The sequence below is a fragment of the Wenzhouxiangella sp. AB-CW3 genome, from assembly GCF_014725735.1.
Classification (GTDB): domain Bacteria; phylum Pseudomonadota; class Gammaproteobacteria; order Xanthomonadales; family Wenzhouxiangellaceae; genus Wenzhouxiangella.
In genome coordinates this window covers 1,068,207-1,083,923 of record NZ_CP061368.1, presented here as the reverse complement: position 1 = coordinate 1,083,923, position 15,717 = coordinate 1,068,207, and the positions used below count along the sequence as shown (strand labels likewise).

Here is a 15,717-nt window from a genome sequence, read left to right as displayed (position 1 = left end):
TGCGGCAATTACCAAGCGTCAACACACCCCGGTAACTGGATGCCGGAACAATGTTGCCATCGCGAGTATAATCCCCGCCATGCCGCGAAAGAGTTTGCGCGTCGCCTTGCTGCTTGCCGTCCTGGCGCTGACCGTCACCATCCTGCTCGACACCCGCGTTCCACCGCCACCGGACTGGGACGAACCATTGCGCGTGGTCATCTACCCCTACAACGCCGACGGCAGCCAGGCGGTCGCCGACCACATCGCCGACCGGCGCCTGGCAGACTTTCTCCCCGTCGAGGATTTCTTCGCCGAACAGGCTGCCCGTTACGGGCTGGGACTGGAACGCCCCTTCGAACTCGCCCTGGGTGCAGAAATCGAAGTCGCACCCACCGCACCACCGCGCTCGCGCAACCTGCTCACCCGCGCCCGCTGGGGGCTATCAGTACGCTGGTGGCACTTCCGCTTCCGCGACCAGGTCAACAAACCCGACATCATCGTTGTCGCCCGCTACCACAATCCCAACGAACTGCCCCGCACCATGCATTCCATCGCCATCGCCGCCCAGCGCCTGGCCGTGGCCAAGCTGGTCGCCGATGACCTGCACAACGCCAACAATCATGTGGTCCTCGCCCACGAAATCCTGCACACCGTCGGCGCCGGGGATCTCTACGACCCGGCCACCGGCCTGCCACTCTACCCCGAAGGCTACGCCGACCCGAACCGAACCCCCTTGCATCCCCAGCACCAGGCCGAAATCATGGCCGGCCGCATCCCCCTCACCCCGTTTCGCAGCCGCGAAGCCATCAGCCTGCACGAAACCCTCATCGGCCCGGCCACCGCCCGCGAAATCAACTGGCCAACCAACCCACCCGAGTAGGTCGGGGTAACAGCCCCGACGGACGACACATAATCCCCTCCCAACGTCCGCTATTTCACTGCAACCCACCCCCATAACTCCACACCAAAATCACACCCCACACCTATCCTCGCCGCATGCCTCGAAAAATCCGAATAGCCACCCTGCTGTGCATTCTCGCCGCCGTCATCTGGCTGGCCGTCATCGACCGTTCGCCGCCGCCACCGGACTGGAACCAACCGCTAAAGATCGTCATCTACCCCCACAACGCCGACGACAGCGACAGCGCCGAGCGCCATATCGCCGAACAAACCGCAGAAGACTTCCAGCCCATCGTCGAGTTCTTTTCCGAGCAGGCGGCCCGCTACGACCTCCCCATCGCCCGCCCCTTCGAGCTGGCCATGGGTTCACCCCTGAAATCGGCTCCCGTCTCGCCGCCGTGGCCCGGCACCTTACTCGAGCGCCTGCGCTGGGGGATATCGATCCACTGGTGGAAACTCAGCTTCCGCGACCGCGATAACAACCCCGACATCGTCGTCATCGCCCACCACTACGACCCCGACAACCATCCGTCCATGCCCTGCCCCGTGGCCGTGGACGAATACCGGCTGGTGATCGCCAACATGGTCACCGGCAACACCGACTGCCAGGGCGGCCTGGTCGTCATCGCCCACGAAATCCTCCACACCGTCGGCGCCACCGACTTGCACGACCCTCACACCTTGATCCCGCGCCATCCGGAAGGCTACGCCGAGCCCGGCCGCAAACCGCGCTATCCCCAGACACAGGCAGAACTGATGGCGCCCCGGATTCCCCTATCGCCCTACTCCGAGCGGGAAGCCCGCAGTTTCGAAGAAGTGACCATAGGCCAGCGCACGGCTCGAGAAATTGGTTGGTTTCACGGACCCTAGCGCTTACGAGGCTGCCCGGCGTTGCCGACACCCCACAACGTCACTTTCCCTATCGCTCAAGCCAGGCCCTGATCACCGAACGGGCAAAGCCATAGTCACCCCTGGCACGCACCAGCGAGCCGTACTCGCTTTCCACCGCGCCAGCCTCCTCCTTCCGCCCCTGGCCAATCAGCCCCAGTTGCAAGCTGGCAAACGCGTACGCATCGAACTCTCGTACCGAAGGCGGCAAGTTTTCCCGATCTTCCAGCCAACCGCGCCCCAGGCGCTCCATTGCGACAGCATCACGCCGGGCATTAGCCGACAGAATATCCAGAACGCGCTCAACACCATCTGGCAAAGTTTCGCAGTTCAGCCATAACGGGTCGATCAGAACCCCTCGCAACGCTTCGGCGTCCAGGTACGGTAGCGTGAGTTCCGCCAACTGAAGGAGTCGAACCGTGAGCCACTGGCCGGCCAAATGGTCGCCACCATCCATCGCGCAAATGTGTCCGGCTGCACTAAGTTCAAGTACCCACTGGCGCGACTGGCTACCCAGTTCATCAATCGCATCGCGGTCGGCATCGACCAGAACGCGCCTGATCGTACGCGCGTCGTTGGCCAGATCGTCTGCAGGATAATGGCCATATTGCGGCAGCGGCAGTGAACTGTCGGGGACTGCTCGATCCATCATCCATTCAATCAATGGCAAATCAAGATAAGGCAGACTCCGAAGCTGAGATGGCGTCATCCCGCGAAAGCGAGTTCGCGGCGCCTCCAGGCTAAGGATCGGGAAATAGTCGCTGTTGGCCGGGGACCGGTATAGACTTGCAAGAGCCCACAGCAATTCACGGTCGGCCACACGGCGAAAGCCCAGTTGATCCGGCTCCGAGATTCCCACATGTGCCAGCTCATCGGCCATGGCCCCTTCAAAAAGGCGTTCATAATCTACCCGCTGTTCAAGCGGCTCCTGGCTGGCCACCAGCAGCAGATCACCGGAGTTCGACAGGTAACCATGGACATCGGCAAAAGCCGGCAGCATGGCATTCAAGACCGAGCCGACCAGCCGCTCGTCAATCTCGTAGAGCTGCAGCCATTGCACGAACACCCCATCGTCAGCTAGAAAGTTGGGCACGAAGCGGTAGAACTCCTTGGAAAACAGTGCACCCACGCCGCTGATCCATGGATTCGATGGTTCGGAAACGATGACATCGTAGCGGTGCTGCTGCCCGGCGAAATAGCTCTTTGCATCGTCGATGATGATCTGCGAGCGCTCATCCTCGTAGGCGCGCGCCACGCGCTCGCCAAACCACTCGGCCCCTTCCACCATCTCGCGCTCGATCTCGATGGTATCGACCCGCTCCAGACCGGGTTCAGCCAGCAGCGTGTGAGTGGTCATGCCGGAACCGAAGCCAATGACCGCCGCGGTGCGCGCCTCGGACAGATAGGCCAGTGGCAGAGCGCCGGCAATGATCATGGTCGGTTCATCGCTGGTCGGCGGCTGGCTGGGGATGTTCTGCAATGAAGCGTCCGGCTTGCCATTGGTGGCAATGACGATGGTGCCATTCGGAAGATAGACCACCGAGATACTGGCCGTCTTGCCGTCACGGTAGAACAGCATATCGGTCTGTTCATCCAGCTGCACCTGGCCGGTGCGGTACACGCCGGAGCTCAGTCGCAACGAATCGAAAGGCACCAGGTTGACCACCAACCAGGTGCCCGCCATCATCACGGCCACACCCGCCCCGACGTTGACAAAATCGCGCCGTCGAGCCACCACGCGCCGCAACAGGAAAACACCAATCGCCATATCGACAATGGCGGCAACTATCATCGCCAGCTTGATCCCGAAAACCGGAATGAGGAAGTGAATCGCCGCAAACACGCCAACGATGGCGCCAATGGTATTGAATGCATAAACCCGGCCGATCGAGGGCTCGCCCTGCCCGTCGCGCAGTAGCGCGACCGTAAACAGCGGCAGCGTGGTGCCGGCGAAAAAGGCCGTCGGCATCATGATCAGAATGGCAATGGCCGCCGTACCCAGGTTGAACAGGCTGTAGCCGCCGTCGGTGCGCGAGAGCGAGTCCATCATGAAGCCCACCCAGGTAAAGGCGTTGGCATACAGCGCCAGGGCCAGCAGCGCGGTCAGTCCCATCAGGATCTGCAACACGCCGACCAGTTTCAGCGGCATCTCGCTACGATCGGCCCGCTTGCGAATCCACAGCGCCCCCAGCGCGATCCCGGCGATGAACGAACCCAGCATCAGCTCGAAGGCATGCAACGTACTGCCCACCGCCAGGCTGAGCATGCGAACGAAGATGATCTCGTAGGCAAACGAAGCCGCGCTGGAAAGGAAAGTCGCGCCCAGCACCAGGTAAAGCAACCGTCGGCTGCCTCGACTGCGCTTGGCATCCCCTGTGACGGTAGCCGGGCGCGGCGTTTCGCCACCACTGCCCAGCCACCAGGCCAGGCCGGCAACCACAATATTGATGATTCCGGCGGTGATCATGGCACCGGGCAGGCCGAAGGCCGGCATCAGGACAAACGCGGCCACCAGCACGCCCACCGCGGCACCGATACTGTTGGTGAAATACAGCCCACCGAGCGCATTGCCGTCCTGGTTGGGGTAGCGCCGTATCAGCCCGCCACTCATCAACGGAAACGTCATCCCCAGCAGGATGGTCTGCGGCAGGATCAGCGCACCGGCCAGCAGCCACTTCCATGTGTTGACCAGCCAGGGTGCGCCCAGCGCCGGCATGACGGCATCGTAACTCAAACCCAGCATGCCCACGAACACCCAGTGGAACACCAGCCCGAACAGACCGATGATCAGCTCGACGACGGCATAGCCCCGCACCAGGTTGCGCCAGCGCGTGCCGAACTGCGCCACCAGCGCCGCACCAATGGCCATGCCGCCCATGAACAAAGCCAGGACCAGCGCCTGGGCATAGGCCGCGTGTCCCAGAAACAATCCCAGGTAGTGGGACCAGATCGACTGGTAGATCAGTCCGGCAAAGCCGGACAGTACGAAGATGATCAGCAGCAGGCCGAAGCGGCGTCGCAGCAGGGAGGATTCCATCGATTCCCTCGGATTTATGGGGCAAGAAGTCAAGGCAGAGCTTATACCGGTGACCGGAAATCGGCAAATCAGGAATGGTCGGAAGAATCAGTCCTGTCGCCTCGGCGGCCCGTCGAAAAGGAACCCAAGACCGCCAAAACGGCCCAGAATGTGACGTCTGACGTCACGTTTTGACGACTTTTGTCACATACTAAGGGGCAACCCCGACGCTCTGGTCTTGACCCGCTTTCGTGGACACCTGATCCTTTGAGAATAGGAGGTGTTCCAAATGCCAAGATCCCATTCCCCGTATCCGGAGGAGTTCCGCAAACAGATGGTCGATCTGGTCCGTTCAGGCCGCACGCCCGAGTCACTGGCCAAGGAGTTCGAACCAACCGCGCAGTCGATCCGCAACTGGGTCGTCCAGGCCGACCGCGATGAGGGCCGGCGCGGCGACGGTCTGACCTCGGCCGAGCGCGCTGAACTGACGAAATTGCGCGGTGAGAACCGGCGGCTGCGCCAGGAACGCGAGATCTTAAAAAAGCCGCGGCCTGGTTCGCCAGGGAGAGCGAGTCGTCCCCGAAGAAGGGTTCCGGTTCGTGAGCGCTCACCGGGCCGAATTTCCGGTTGCCACGATGTGCCGGGTGCTGGGTCTCTCCACCAGTGGGTACTACGCGTGGCGCCGACGCGATATCTGCCGCCGCAAGCGCGAGGACGCGCGTCTGTTGGCGCGCATTCGCGCCCATCATGCGGCCTCGAAGGGCCGCTACGGTGCGCCAAAGATCCACGCCGACCTGGTCGAAGAAGGCTGGCAAGTTGGTCGCAAGCGGGTCGCGCGCCTGATGCGCGAAGACGGCCTGGTGGGCGTGACCCGGCGTCGCTGGGTAGTGACCACCCGACGCGGCCGGACTGACCGTGCCGCCCCGGATCGCGTTGAGCGAGACTTTACGGCCGAGCGTCCGGATCAGCTCTGGGTCGCCGATATCACCTACATTCCGACCTGGTCGGGTTTTCTGTATCTGGCGGTGGTGCTGGACGTGTTCAGTCGCCGGATTGTCGGCTGGTCGATGGCCGGTCATCTGCGGGCCGAGCTGGTGCTCGATGCCCTGGAGATGGCCATCCGGCGCCGGCAGCCGAGTCGGGTGATCCACCACTCCGACCAAGGCTGCCAGTACACCTCGCTGGAATTCGGCGAGCAATGCCGCAAGGCCGGGATAGTGCCTTCGATGGGCAGCGTTGGAGACTGCTACGATAACGCCATGGCCGAGAGCTTCTTTGCCACGCTCGAGTGCGAACTGCTTCAGGGCAGCCGGTTCCGGAACCATGCGCAGGCCCGCCGGGCTGTGTTCGAGTTCATCGAAGGCTGGTACAACCCTAGGCGTCGACATCAGAGTCTCGGTCAAGTCGCACCGATGGAGTTCGAGAAGCGCTATGCTCAATTCACTTCAACCCCAAAACCTGAACTGTCCACTGAAGCGGGGTAAGACCACTCCCAATGACAAATTTTGTCACCCCGCCAACAGACTGAATCCTGGATGAACCACGCCAAGCACACTCTTTACACACTGGCACACTACATGCATGTATTAACCCCGAGGAGCAAATACGACCGCTCCCTGTGTGGTCCACGGGACCGCAAACTGGCAAACGGAACTAGCGGAGTTTCCCCTCCCGAATCCGACCCAACCTTAATTAAGGAGCAAACCATGCGTAACATCAAGACCCAAGCACAGAAAGGCTTCACGCTCATCGAACTGATGATCGTGGTGGCCATTATCGCCATCCTGGCCGCGATCGCCATTCCGGCCTACCAGGATTACATGGCCCGCTCGCAGGCCGGTGCCGCCCTGTCCGATGTCCGTGGCGGCGTGACCGCCTTCGAAGAGCTGGTCAACCGTGGCCGCTCAATCGACGACCCCGGCGACATCGGCCTGCAGACCGCAACCACGCGCTGTGGAGAGATCAAAGTTGCTGATGGCGAACAGGGCAGCATCTCATGCCTTGACATTAAGGGTAACCCGAGGGTTGCGGGTCAAAAGATTGTTCTCAACCGAGACACAGACGGCACTTGGACCTGTGACGCGACTGACATCGACGAGCAATACCGTCCTGACGGCTGCGACGGCTGATTAATCGATGCGTTTTGGGCTCGCACCGAGCCCCGGGGATCGGGGGCCAATGGCCCCCCATCCCTCTTAGCACTGTGCAGGCAGGGTGCATCTTTACTCTCGCTCTGGAGCCGCTATCATGGCAAATCATCAACGTCACTCCGGCTTCACCCTGATCGAACTAATGATCGTGGTTGCCATCCTGGCCATCCTTGCCTCGATTGCAATGGCTGCCTACCAGAACTACACGATTCGCGCCCAGGTCAATGCCGGTCTCTCGGACATTGCCGGCGGCAAGACAGCATTTGAATCGCTGGTGGTCGCCAACAGCCTTACTACCTTCGATGTGACCGACATCGGCCTGCAGACTTCAACCACGCGCTGTAGCGAGATTACAATGGAGCCCGGTGCCGATGGATTCATCCGCTGTGAACTTGCAGGTCATCCCAGGATCGCTGGTGTCGAACTTACCATCGACCGAGACGATGAAACCGATCTCTGGAGGTGCACGATTCCGATAGATGACCAATACCGGCCCGACGGTTGCGATCAGAATTGAGGAGGCCGCCCAGGAGCGCTCTCCACTCCAGCTTCCCTTCCCGCTCCAATTAATTTACCCTTACCCACTTAAGGTATTGGGAAGCAAACTTGAGCGCTTCAGAAACACCCCCGGTTGAGCACTGTTCTCCATGAATCAAATCGCGCTCCCCGGCCAGGCTCGCGGAATTTCGCACTTTGCGCTAGCTGCCGCGGCAATCGGGCTAGCGGTTCTTATCCTCTATTGGCCGGGCACAAGCGGCTCCTTCATCTTTGACGACATCCCGAATATCACTGAACAGCAGGCTGTACACGCCGATGCAATCAATCAGGACACGCTCAGTGAAGCGGCCGGCGCCTACAGTTCGCGATTCTTGCGCGGCCGCCCCCTGGCCACCATCACATTCGCAGTGGATCATGCCCGCGCCGGTGGCCTGGATGCCGGCGCTTTCAAGCAAACCAACCTGTTCATCCATGCCTTCAACGCTCTGCTTGTCCTGCTACTGGTCTCCCAGCTCCTGAAGCAAGCGCAGACACTACGACTCAACGACACTCAGTCCACCGCCCCAGCGCCGGGAACGAGACACCTGATCGTGTGGGCGGGCACCATTACCCTCCTATGGGCCATTCACCCACTACAGGTCTCGACCGTACTCTATGTTGTCCAGCGCATGGAGATGCTGGCAGTCACCTTCACCCTGCTGGCACTCATCAGCTACTGCCATGGCCGACGCCGGCAGATCCAGGGGCGGCAACGCGGGGGGGCACTTGTAGCCGGCGCATTAGCCCTGGCCGCCATCGGGCTGCTGGCGAAGGAAACCGCCGTGCTGTTCGTGTTATTTGCGTTCAGCCTGGAGTTGACCCTGTTTGGTTTCGGAGCCAGAAAACAGCACACGGCGTTGATGATCAAGGCTTCCCATGGGCTGATCCTGCTTGCCGCGCTGGCCATCTATCTATTGGTCGTAATCCCCACCTTCGCCCGGCCGGAAGCCTTTCAGATTCGGGACTTTACCTGGCATGAACGGCTTCTGACTCAGCTCCGAATCTTGCCGCTGTATCTTTCCCAGATCCTGATGCCCATCTTGGACCGGATGCCGTTTTTCTACGATGACTACACGCCGTCCACCAGCCTCTTCAAGCCCCTGTCCACATTTTTTGGCGGGCTTCTTCTCGCCAGCCTTATCGCGCTGGCCGTGGCCGTTCGCCGAAGCGCACCCCTATTGACACTAGCCATTCTCTGGTTCTTTGCTGCACATGCGCTGACCAGCAACATCTTCAATCTTGAGCTGGCCTTCGAGCACCGTAATTACTTTGCGGTGCTCCCGGTTTTGCTCGGCTTGGCCTGCCTTCTGACCTGGCTGCCCAATATTCGAGTCCGGTTCTCACCGGCGCTCATTGGCATCCTGGCCATTGGATTGTTTGCAACTCTCACCATGATCCGTGCCGCAACCTGGGGCGATCCGCTTAATCTGGCAATGCATCATGTCGCGATCAACCCCGAATCGGAGCGAGCAAGGCTGGAAATCGGCTTCATCTACGGAAGCATGTCGGGAGGCGACACGAACTCGCCTTTCTATGCGATTGCCGTCAGCACCTTTGAGAATGCTTCGGGATTGCCACGCAGCTCACCCATGCCGGAACAGGCCCTGATCGTACTGGCTGCCAGCGCCGATGCTGAAGCTGAGGAGGACTGGTGGAACAGCTTTGTCAACAAGCTCGAATCCCGCCCCATGGGTGCTCAGACCCGGGGGGCGGCAAACGCAATAGTTCGTGCAAGACTTTACCCATTGCCGATAGACGACGAGTGGCTTGCGAAAACTTATGAAACACTGGCAGGGAGGCCGGAAACACCGCCGGACCTACTCATGCCATTCGCCAGCTATGCTCTCCGGTTCCCAGAAAATAGTCACCTGGACCCCAGGACGGTGCTAGGAGAAGTAAGGCAACGCGCAAGCCAGGATCAGGAACAGCTCGATGATTGGGCCGCCCAACTGACTGCAGCCGGGCATCCCGAGGCTGCCCAATTCCTTGTCGGCCGACGAGATTGACCCAACCATATAAGCGCCAGGAAGCACTAAAGTTGCGACTTGGTCCTAACCCTCAAGCAGGTGCAGCACGCCCTCGTCGGCAAGTGATCCGCGCAGTCTCTCAAGCGCTTCGCGGTCGTCACTGATGGCATCGGCAGCTTGCCGAAATGCCAGGCCTGCCAATTCAACGTCATCGAGGACTTGTACGGAAAAGTACCCAACCTGTACAAGAACCGGGGCAGGGACAAACCGCCGCTCAACAAGGGTGCGGCACATTGCATCCAGTTTCGCATCGTCCAGTTCGGCACCGTCTCGCCGCTGTCGCAGAAGATTAAGCACGACATCAAAGTCTCTTGACCGCAATGCCTGATCACGAAGCTTCCCGATCAAACGGTCCCACAGATCGGGTGGGGTCGCCCTGCCCGAGTCCAACTTCATGAGCACCAGAGCCTGATCCGGAACAATGGACGCGCCATCGACAACTGCAACCCGCTCGAACTGCCGCATTGCCGACTCAAAAAAGGGTGATGTACTATATCCATCCGAATAGTCCAGGTACAACTCGCCAAGATCAAGGCCAGCACGCTCGGAATCCGGATTTCGCTCGACCAGGGCAAGTGCGAGGTTCATCTGATTGCCCCAAGTCGCCGTTTGTGTGGCGGTAATGGCACCCAGGCCAAGCACCAGCGCGGCCGCCGCTACCGCCACTATTCGCCGGTTCAGCGACGCAGCGATCATTTGAAGGAGGCCGGCGACAGCCAGCAACCCCCCCAGCACCGCGAAATAGTTTCGGTGCTCAAACACAAGCTCCAGACTGAATACATTGCTGGTCAGGATATGAGCCACAAAGAACCAGGCAATGCCTAACGCAACCATCGGGGATCGGTTTCGTACCAGCCATGCAACCACACCGAGCGAGGCCAGAAAGATTCCTCCCAGGAGCGTTGTAACCGGGCGCAACAGGCCCTTCGAGTGAGAAAATTGGTCATAGTAAAACAGATAATGATCCGGAGCCGGCACAAGCACCCAGTAAATATACATTGGCAATACACGTAACTGAGTCAATAGCCGCTCGTACTGGGTAAATTCTCGATGAGCCCATCGGGCGGGATCGACCTGCTGCGGTAGCACCCAGACCAGAAACACCAGCAGGTAGAATCCAACGAGGCTGACGAAAAAAGCTTTCAAGCGGCGTGCTGACTGTTCCGTCGAACACGAAAAACGAAAGACCACGAGCTCCATGGCCAACATAAGCAACGGCGCCAATACCCCGATCTCCTTGCTCAGAATCGCGAGTATGGTGCAAATCATGGCCAGCGCAAACCATCCGGCAGCCTTGCCCGATCCACCTATCATATGGCGCCGCCCCTGGAGATAGCCAATCAGCGACAATAAAATAAGCATTACTGCCAGCATCTCCATGCGCTGAACGACATAGAGCACAGTAGAGACCTGCAAGGGATGGAACGCCCACACCGCGGCAAGAACGAACGCACTCCAGGGTGGCCAGAATTGATGGAATTGCCGGTTGACCTCCCCCTGCAGTTTAAGCAGCAGCAACAGTACCAACGATGCATTCAACGCGTGGATGAGTACGTTGGTCAATTTGAAGCCAAAGGCGTCCTCACCCCAGAAGTAATGGTCCACGGCCAGGCTGAGAGTCGCAACCGGCCTATGTGGCAACCCACTACCATAGGCCGTCGCCGCATCCTCTACAGCCTCCAGGCTCCACTCGTCCACATGAACGGCCGGGTTTTCCACAAAATTATGAAAATCATCAAAAATAAATGCGCCTGAAAGGCCAGGCCAGTACAACAGGATTACCGCCAGAAACAACCCAACTGCCAGAAGCTTTTGCCACATCTGCCACAACTGTACTATCGGTTCACTTTTCACGAATACACCAAACTGCTACTTCAAACTAGATAAAAGCATTTTGTCATTCATCTTCCTGCTGAATCACACCGCAGCCTGTTGACCCCGCAACAGCCCTCAACGCCACTGGAATCCTGGCCATGCCACCGCGCAATTGTCACTTTGCACTGCAATCTGAAGATTCCTTCAAGGAAGAATCATCCATAACCTCGAAAAATTCAACTGACCTTTCCAATCCAAGATAGGCCTGTCGGTTCTGACCAGACCCATCATAAACACGTTCATTCAAGCACCATATCTCTCATCAACTGGCCTAACCTGCCAAACTCCACAATCGATACCACTAATCCTAACCCAGCAATGTAATCCGTAAGCCGAAGCAGTCGATCATATATCATATCAATCAAGCTTTTGTTTCCACTCATCTTCCAAGCCATATTGAAACCGTCTCATGAGCCCACCGCAGAGTTGGTGAACAAGCCTGGCCTGAGCGCTATCCCAGTCGCGCCATTCGGGTGAATTCCCTGCACTGGCATTCTGCACCCTGCCTGAGAAGCCTGAAGGTATCCTAAATGGATAGTTCTTAGCGTCGTGGCTGGCTGAAAACTGAACCAAATCAAACATGGCACTCGTATCTTCCCTATTGAAAACGTCCTCGAATCGAAAAAATCGGCAATTAGGGTTAGTCTGCATGTGTCGATAAAGCCTTCCGTAGACAAACCGCCACTCCCACGCCAGGCGGCCGAAGGTGTCAAATCGTTTCCATTGAGACACCCACTGTTCGTCTCCAACGTCGGCAGGCCTGAGGCGCCCGGGAGGTATCAATTTAACCGGATCGTATGGCCTTTGGTGATACCCCTTGTTCATCCATGAACGAATCCACGATCTGGGGTCCCGGATAACAACGACAACCCTCGCATGAGGCCACAAGCGTGCCAACTGGTCAACGACATAAAGCCATTGTGAATTGCTCTCGGCAATCAGAGATTGAGGAATGCTGTTGTAGTAATGATCTCGCATCTGATGCAAACGTTGAAGAGCCTCTCGCTCGTCGATTTGTCCGGTAATCAACCTCTGACCAATGACCCGAAGCCCGCTTCTCTGTAGTAACCGGTCTATTACCATGTGGCGAAAACCAAAGGTTCGTATTCGACTCATTACCCTTTCGCGGAAAACGGATAGGATATCGGGGTCATGTACCGAGAAACAATCTTCTATAGCAGAACCAAGCTGATCTCCAAAAAACTGCGTCCCGGTACGTCCACCGGACACAACGAAGACCAGATTCTTGCCAAAACAGTCATCAGGCATCACCTGCACCCCTGCGCCAAAAGCCAAACGGAACAAGCATGCCGGCTATAACAAGAGTTGACACGCGGTTGAGTGCAGTTGCCATAAAGGCAGCCGCAGGCGCCAAAGACAATGCTGTCGCCATCGTGGCAGCAAGCGCCTCGCTGATACCCAGTCCGGCCGGGAAAATAGCGGCAGCACTTCCCAGAATGACGGCACCGGATATTGAAACAGCTTCAGCCAGGGTCACACTGACTCCAATCCCCAGAAAGCAGAGCTGAACACGCAATACCAAGATGAGTGCCCGTCCAAGCCGGAGAAATACAAATGCGCTGGCGAGCGCACGTCCGGCAGTGTATTTGACGACGAGAACAGAGCCGACAAAAACCGGAAGCCCTGCTATCAAAAGGATAATAGCCAGAGCGGGCATCGAATCCAGTAGCGCAACGCCCACCAGGGTAGCAATCAGACCCAGGGTCGCAAGATTTCCCAACAATATGACACCACCAGCTTGAGCCAACCCAACCCCTCGGGCTGACAAGGCTGAAGAGTGCAATATGGTTCCGGCTGGAACTGGAAGAATGTTTGTCACCATCGCCAGAATCGTTACATGAAATGCATGAAAAAAACCGATGGAAATACCCGTTATTCGTCCCGCCACCTGCAAACCCATGGCATTGAAGCAGATTGCTATGGGTGCACCAATCAACAGATTAGCCACCAAAGGTAACAGATTCAACTCCGTCAATTCGAACTTCAACGACCTAAGTGAGATCCATAGGCCAATGACGAAGAGCATCAACGCCACTACCCCGTATATAAACCGATACCTTCTGGCGTGTGACGAAAGGCGCTCAAGCCAATCTGTTACGCGAACAGACAAGGCTTCATGCTGATCGAGAAACCAGAAACGCCTCTGCATGGCCTAACCCTTCCGGGCCGTAGAATCTGTACCGCTTCCCCAAGCGCCAGCAGCATAAAGCAACTCATCATAGGCCATTCTGGCAACATCTACACACTCCTCAAGCAGTCGCTGATGACGACGCTCCAATTCACGGGGATCTGTTTCAAGTGCATTCAAGATGGCAGAGGATATCGAATCCGGATTCGGTCGGTCGACATGCCATGCCAGACCAAATCGCTCCTGCTGTTGCTCTATGTATCCCCTGAATGATGGTGCTGCATATACCGCCGGAACGCCCATTACTACAGCCTCTGATGCCATGGTTGCGCTCTCACCGACAACCAGCCGGCAATGACCCATAACATGATGAAGAGCATCTGGACTACCGGCATAAGCCAGCTCTTCAAGCTCCTCGGGAAGCTTTTCTTCTGCAGAGATGAGAACTCGCCCATGTTGACGCAAAATACCCACAACCCTTTTGAGTGTATCGATACTCCAGCCCTTGAGACCGATATCATGACTCGCATTCCATGAGACTACCCTTATTAGAAACGTATCGCCTTCAGGATCCAATCCATTGGCTATGGCAACCGAAACATCGGGCTGAAAACGGGAAGGGTGGAGCCTTGCCAATTCATGATAGCCAAGATATCGGCACCCCTTTCTCTTTGGAACCCAACCACGGTAAGCGTCGGGAACAATTATTCGATCCGCAAAGGGGTATGTAAGGAAATTCTGAATGTGTGCCCGTTCCGTGTTGTAAAAGACTACGGTAGGGCAACCAAGGTACCACCCCACCTGGGCTGCAGAGGTTCCACCGACCCCTGCCATGACATCCGGCAAGAACTCGCGCACCACATTGGCCAATGCCCTATTCCTCAGGAGCAGCTCCCTCGCCATAGCCAGACTTCCACCGCCGGAGTGGACTGACAAGCATTGATGGGGAATATCAAGCTCGTCTAGAAGCACCAGTGTGCAATCCTTGTCACGACTCGTCACTTTTACCTGATGGCCAGACTCAGCCAGCCACTCAATTGGGTTACGAAAAAAGTGGACGTGCGCTGGGTGCGTAATTTCTATGAGAAACTTCAACTATGATTTCTCTTGGTGGTAATGGACAATCAAACCGAATCCTTGTAGTTAAGAGCTGTAATCTGTTCAGATATTAAACCGATTAGAAAAATTATGACGGCTGCACTCAAGAGCAGAAGCGTCATATTGGTTAGACGCCCATAAAGAGTAAACGTGTAGGCATAATAACCAGCCCCGGCGACAAAAAATAAGGCACTTGCTGGCAAGAACAGTTTAAGTGGTGCGTACAAGGTCGCAATTTTGAAAATGATGACCATAAAGCGAATACCGTCACGGATTGGGCGAATATGACTCTTGCCCTGTCGCTTGCGGGCTTCGATGTCCACAAATTCCACCGGATGACCAGAACGCATGAAGGCCATGGTGATGGTCGTCGGGTAGGAAAATCCGTTGGGCAGCAAATAGAGAAATTTCCGGAATTTGTCGGCGCGGGCGGCGCGGAATCCCGACGTGAGATCCGGGATGTTGTGACTGGTGACCATGGAGGCGACCAGGTTGTACACGCCATTGGCCATCAGGCGGCCGACGTTGGCATGGGATCTGGCGGTTGCGCGGGCTCCCACTACCATGTCATGGCCCTCTTCCAGTTTTTCCAGCAGGCGCGGGATGTCGGCCGGGTCGTGCTGGCCGTCGCCGTCGAGGAAGACCAGGATATCGCCTGTGGCCTTTCGGGCGCCGGCCTTGACCGCCGCGCCGTTGCCCAGGCTACGGGGGTGGCTGAGCACGTCGGCGCCGGCCTTTCGAGCAGTCTCGGCCGTGTCATCGGTTGATCCGTCATCCACGACGAGGATTTCGGCCTTGGGATATTGCTCTCGAATGCCGGCTACGACGTTTCCGATGCTGGAATCCTCGTTCTTGGCGGGGATGATGACGGACAGGTTCATGGATTGGTGGCGGGCGGTCTTTGATGGCTGAAGAGTAGTGTCCGGGTGGTCGAAGTATGGCAGATCGGTTGGGGGAGCTCAAAGGGGATTGTGGAGGTGGCGGGGGCGTCACATATTGCGGCGGGGGCAATTGAGGTCTCGTCCGTCGGCCACGTTGGGCCGACCTACACGGGTAAAAACTTTGCAAAACCAGCGCTCAACAGCTAGGATTTCA

12 protein-coding genes are annotated in these 15,717 nt (G+C 57.7%); 6 read left to right on the top strand and 6 right to left on the bottom strand.

Annotated features, from left to right (window positions below; genetic code table 11):
- Positions 1-79 precede the first annotated feature (79 nt).
- Together IC757_RS04720 and IC757_RS04715 are read left to right on the top strand one after the other, a co-directional pair.
- Positions 80-862 carry a hypothetical protein gene (locus IC757_RS04720; RefSeq protein ID WP_190976223.1) on the top strand — a complete coding sequence of 261 codons (783 nt, stop codon included), beginning with the start codon at positions 80-82 and terminating at the stop codon, positions 860-862.
- Between the two features lie 116 nt (positions 863-978).
- Positions 979-1,752, top strand: a complete 774-nt coding sequence (locus IC757_RS04715) for a hypothetical protein (protein WP_190976222.1) — start codon at positions 979-981, stop codon at positions 1,750-1,752.
- A gap of 49 nt (positions 1,753-1,801) precedes the next feature.
- Here IC757_RS04715 and IC757_RS04710 read toward each other — a convergent pair whose 3' ends face one another.
- Positions 1,802-4,807 carry a fused MFS/spermidine synthase gene (locus IC757_RS04710; RefSeq protein ID WP_190976221.1) on the bottom strand — a complete coding sequence of 1,002 codons (3,006 nt, stop codon included), beginning with the start codon at positions 4,805-4,807 and terminating at the stop codon, positions 1,802-1,804.
- 268 nt (positions 4,808-5,075) lie between these two features.
- On the opposite strand from IC757_RS04710, the gene IC757_RS04705 reads away from it, so the two are divergent.
- From IC757_RS04705 to IC757_RS04690, 4 genes are all read left to right on the top strand, one after another.
- Positions 5,076-6,270 (top strand): IS3 family transposase gene (locus IC757_RS04705; protein ID WP_190976220.1). Its coding sequence is split into 2 segments (ribosomal slippage): positions 5,076-5,335 and positions 5,334-6,270, totalling 1,197 coding nucleotides; the frame shifts between segments, so codons are not numbered across the junction.
- Positions 6,271-6,492: 222 nt separating this feature from the next.
- Complete coding sequence (locus IC757_RS04700; RefSeq protein WP_190976219.1) at positions 6,493-6,915, top strand: pilin; 423 nt, start codon at positions 6,493-6,495, stop codon at positions 6,913-6,915.
- Between the two features lie 118 nt (positions 6,916-7,033).
- Positions 7,034-7,453 carry a pilin gene (locus tag IC757_RS04695; RefSeq protein ID WP_190976218.1) on the top strand — a complete coding sequence of 140 codons (420 nt, stop codon included), beginning with the start codon at positions 7,034-7,036 and terminating at the stop codon, positions 7,451-7,453.
- A 130-nt stretch (positions 7,454-7,583) separates the two neighbouring features.
- Positions 7,584-9,479, top strand: a complete 1,896-nt coding sequence (locus IC757_RS04690; protein WP_190976217.1) for a hypothetical protein — start codon at positions 7,584-7,586, stop codon at positions 9,477-9,479.
- A 45-nt stretch (positions 9,480-9,524) separates the two neighbouring features.
- On the opposite strand, the gene IC757_RS04685 is transcribed toward IC757_RS04690, so the two are convergent.
- From IC757_RS04685 to IC757_RS04665, 5 genes are all read right to left on the bottom strand, one after another.
- Positions 9,525-11,354, bottom strand: a complete 1,830-nt coding sequence (locus IC757_RS04685; protein WP_190976216.1) for a hypothetical protein — start codon at positions 11,352-11,354, stop codon at positions 9,525-9,527.
- A gap of 378 nt (positions 11,355-11,732) precedes the next feature.
- A complete protein-coding gene (locus IC757_RS04680; protein ID WP_190976215.1) occupies positions 11,733-12,644 on the bottom strand; it encodes a sulfotransferase in 912 nt (303 codons plus the stop codon).
- Complete coding sequence (locus IC757_RS04675) at positions 12,637-13,545, bottom strand: hypothetical protein (RefSeq protein WP_190976214.1); 909 nt, start codon at positions 13,543-13,545, stop codon at positions 12,637-12,639. The genes IC757_RS04680 and IC757_RS04675 overlap by 8 nt, the downstream gene beginning before the upstream one ends.
- Before the next feature lie 3 nt (positions 13,546-13,548).
- A complete protein-coding gene (locus IC757_RS04670; protein ID WP_190976213.1) occupies positions 13,549-14,619 on the bottom strand; it encodes a DUF354 domain-containing protein in 1,071 nt (356 codons plus the stop codon).
- A 29-nt stretch (positions 14,620-14,648) separates the two neighbouring features.
- The gene (locus tag IC757_RS04665; protein ID WP_190976212.1) at positions 14,649-15,503 is read right to left on the bottom strand and encodes a glycosyltransferase family 2 protein; all 855 of its coding nucleotides are present in this window, start codon (positions 15,501-15,503) and stop codon (positions 14,649-14,651) included.
- Between the last annotated feature and the right edge of the window lie 214 nt (positions 15,504-15,717).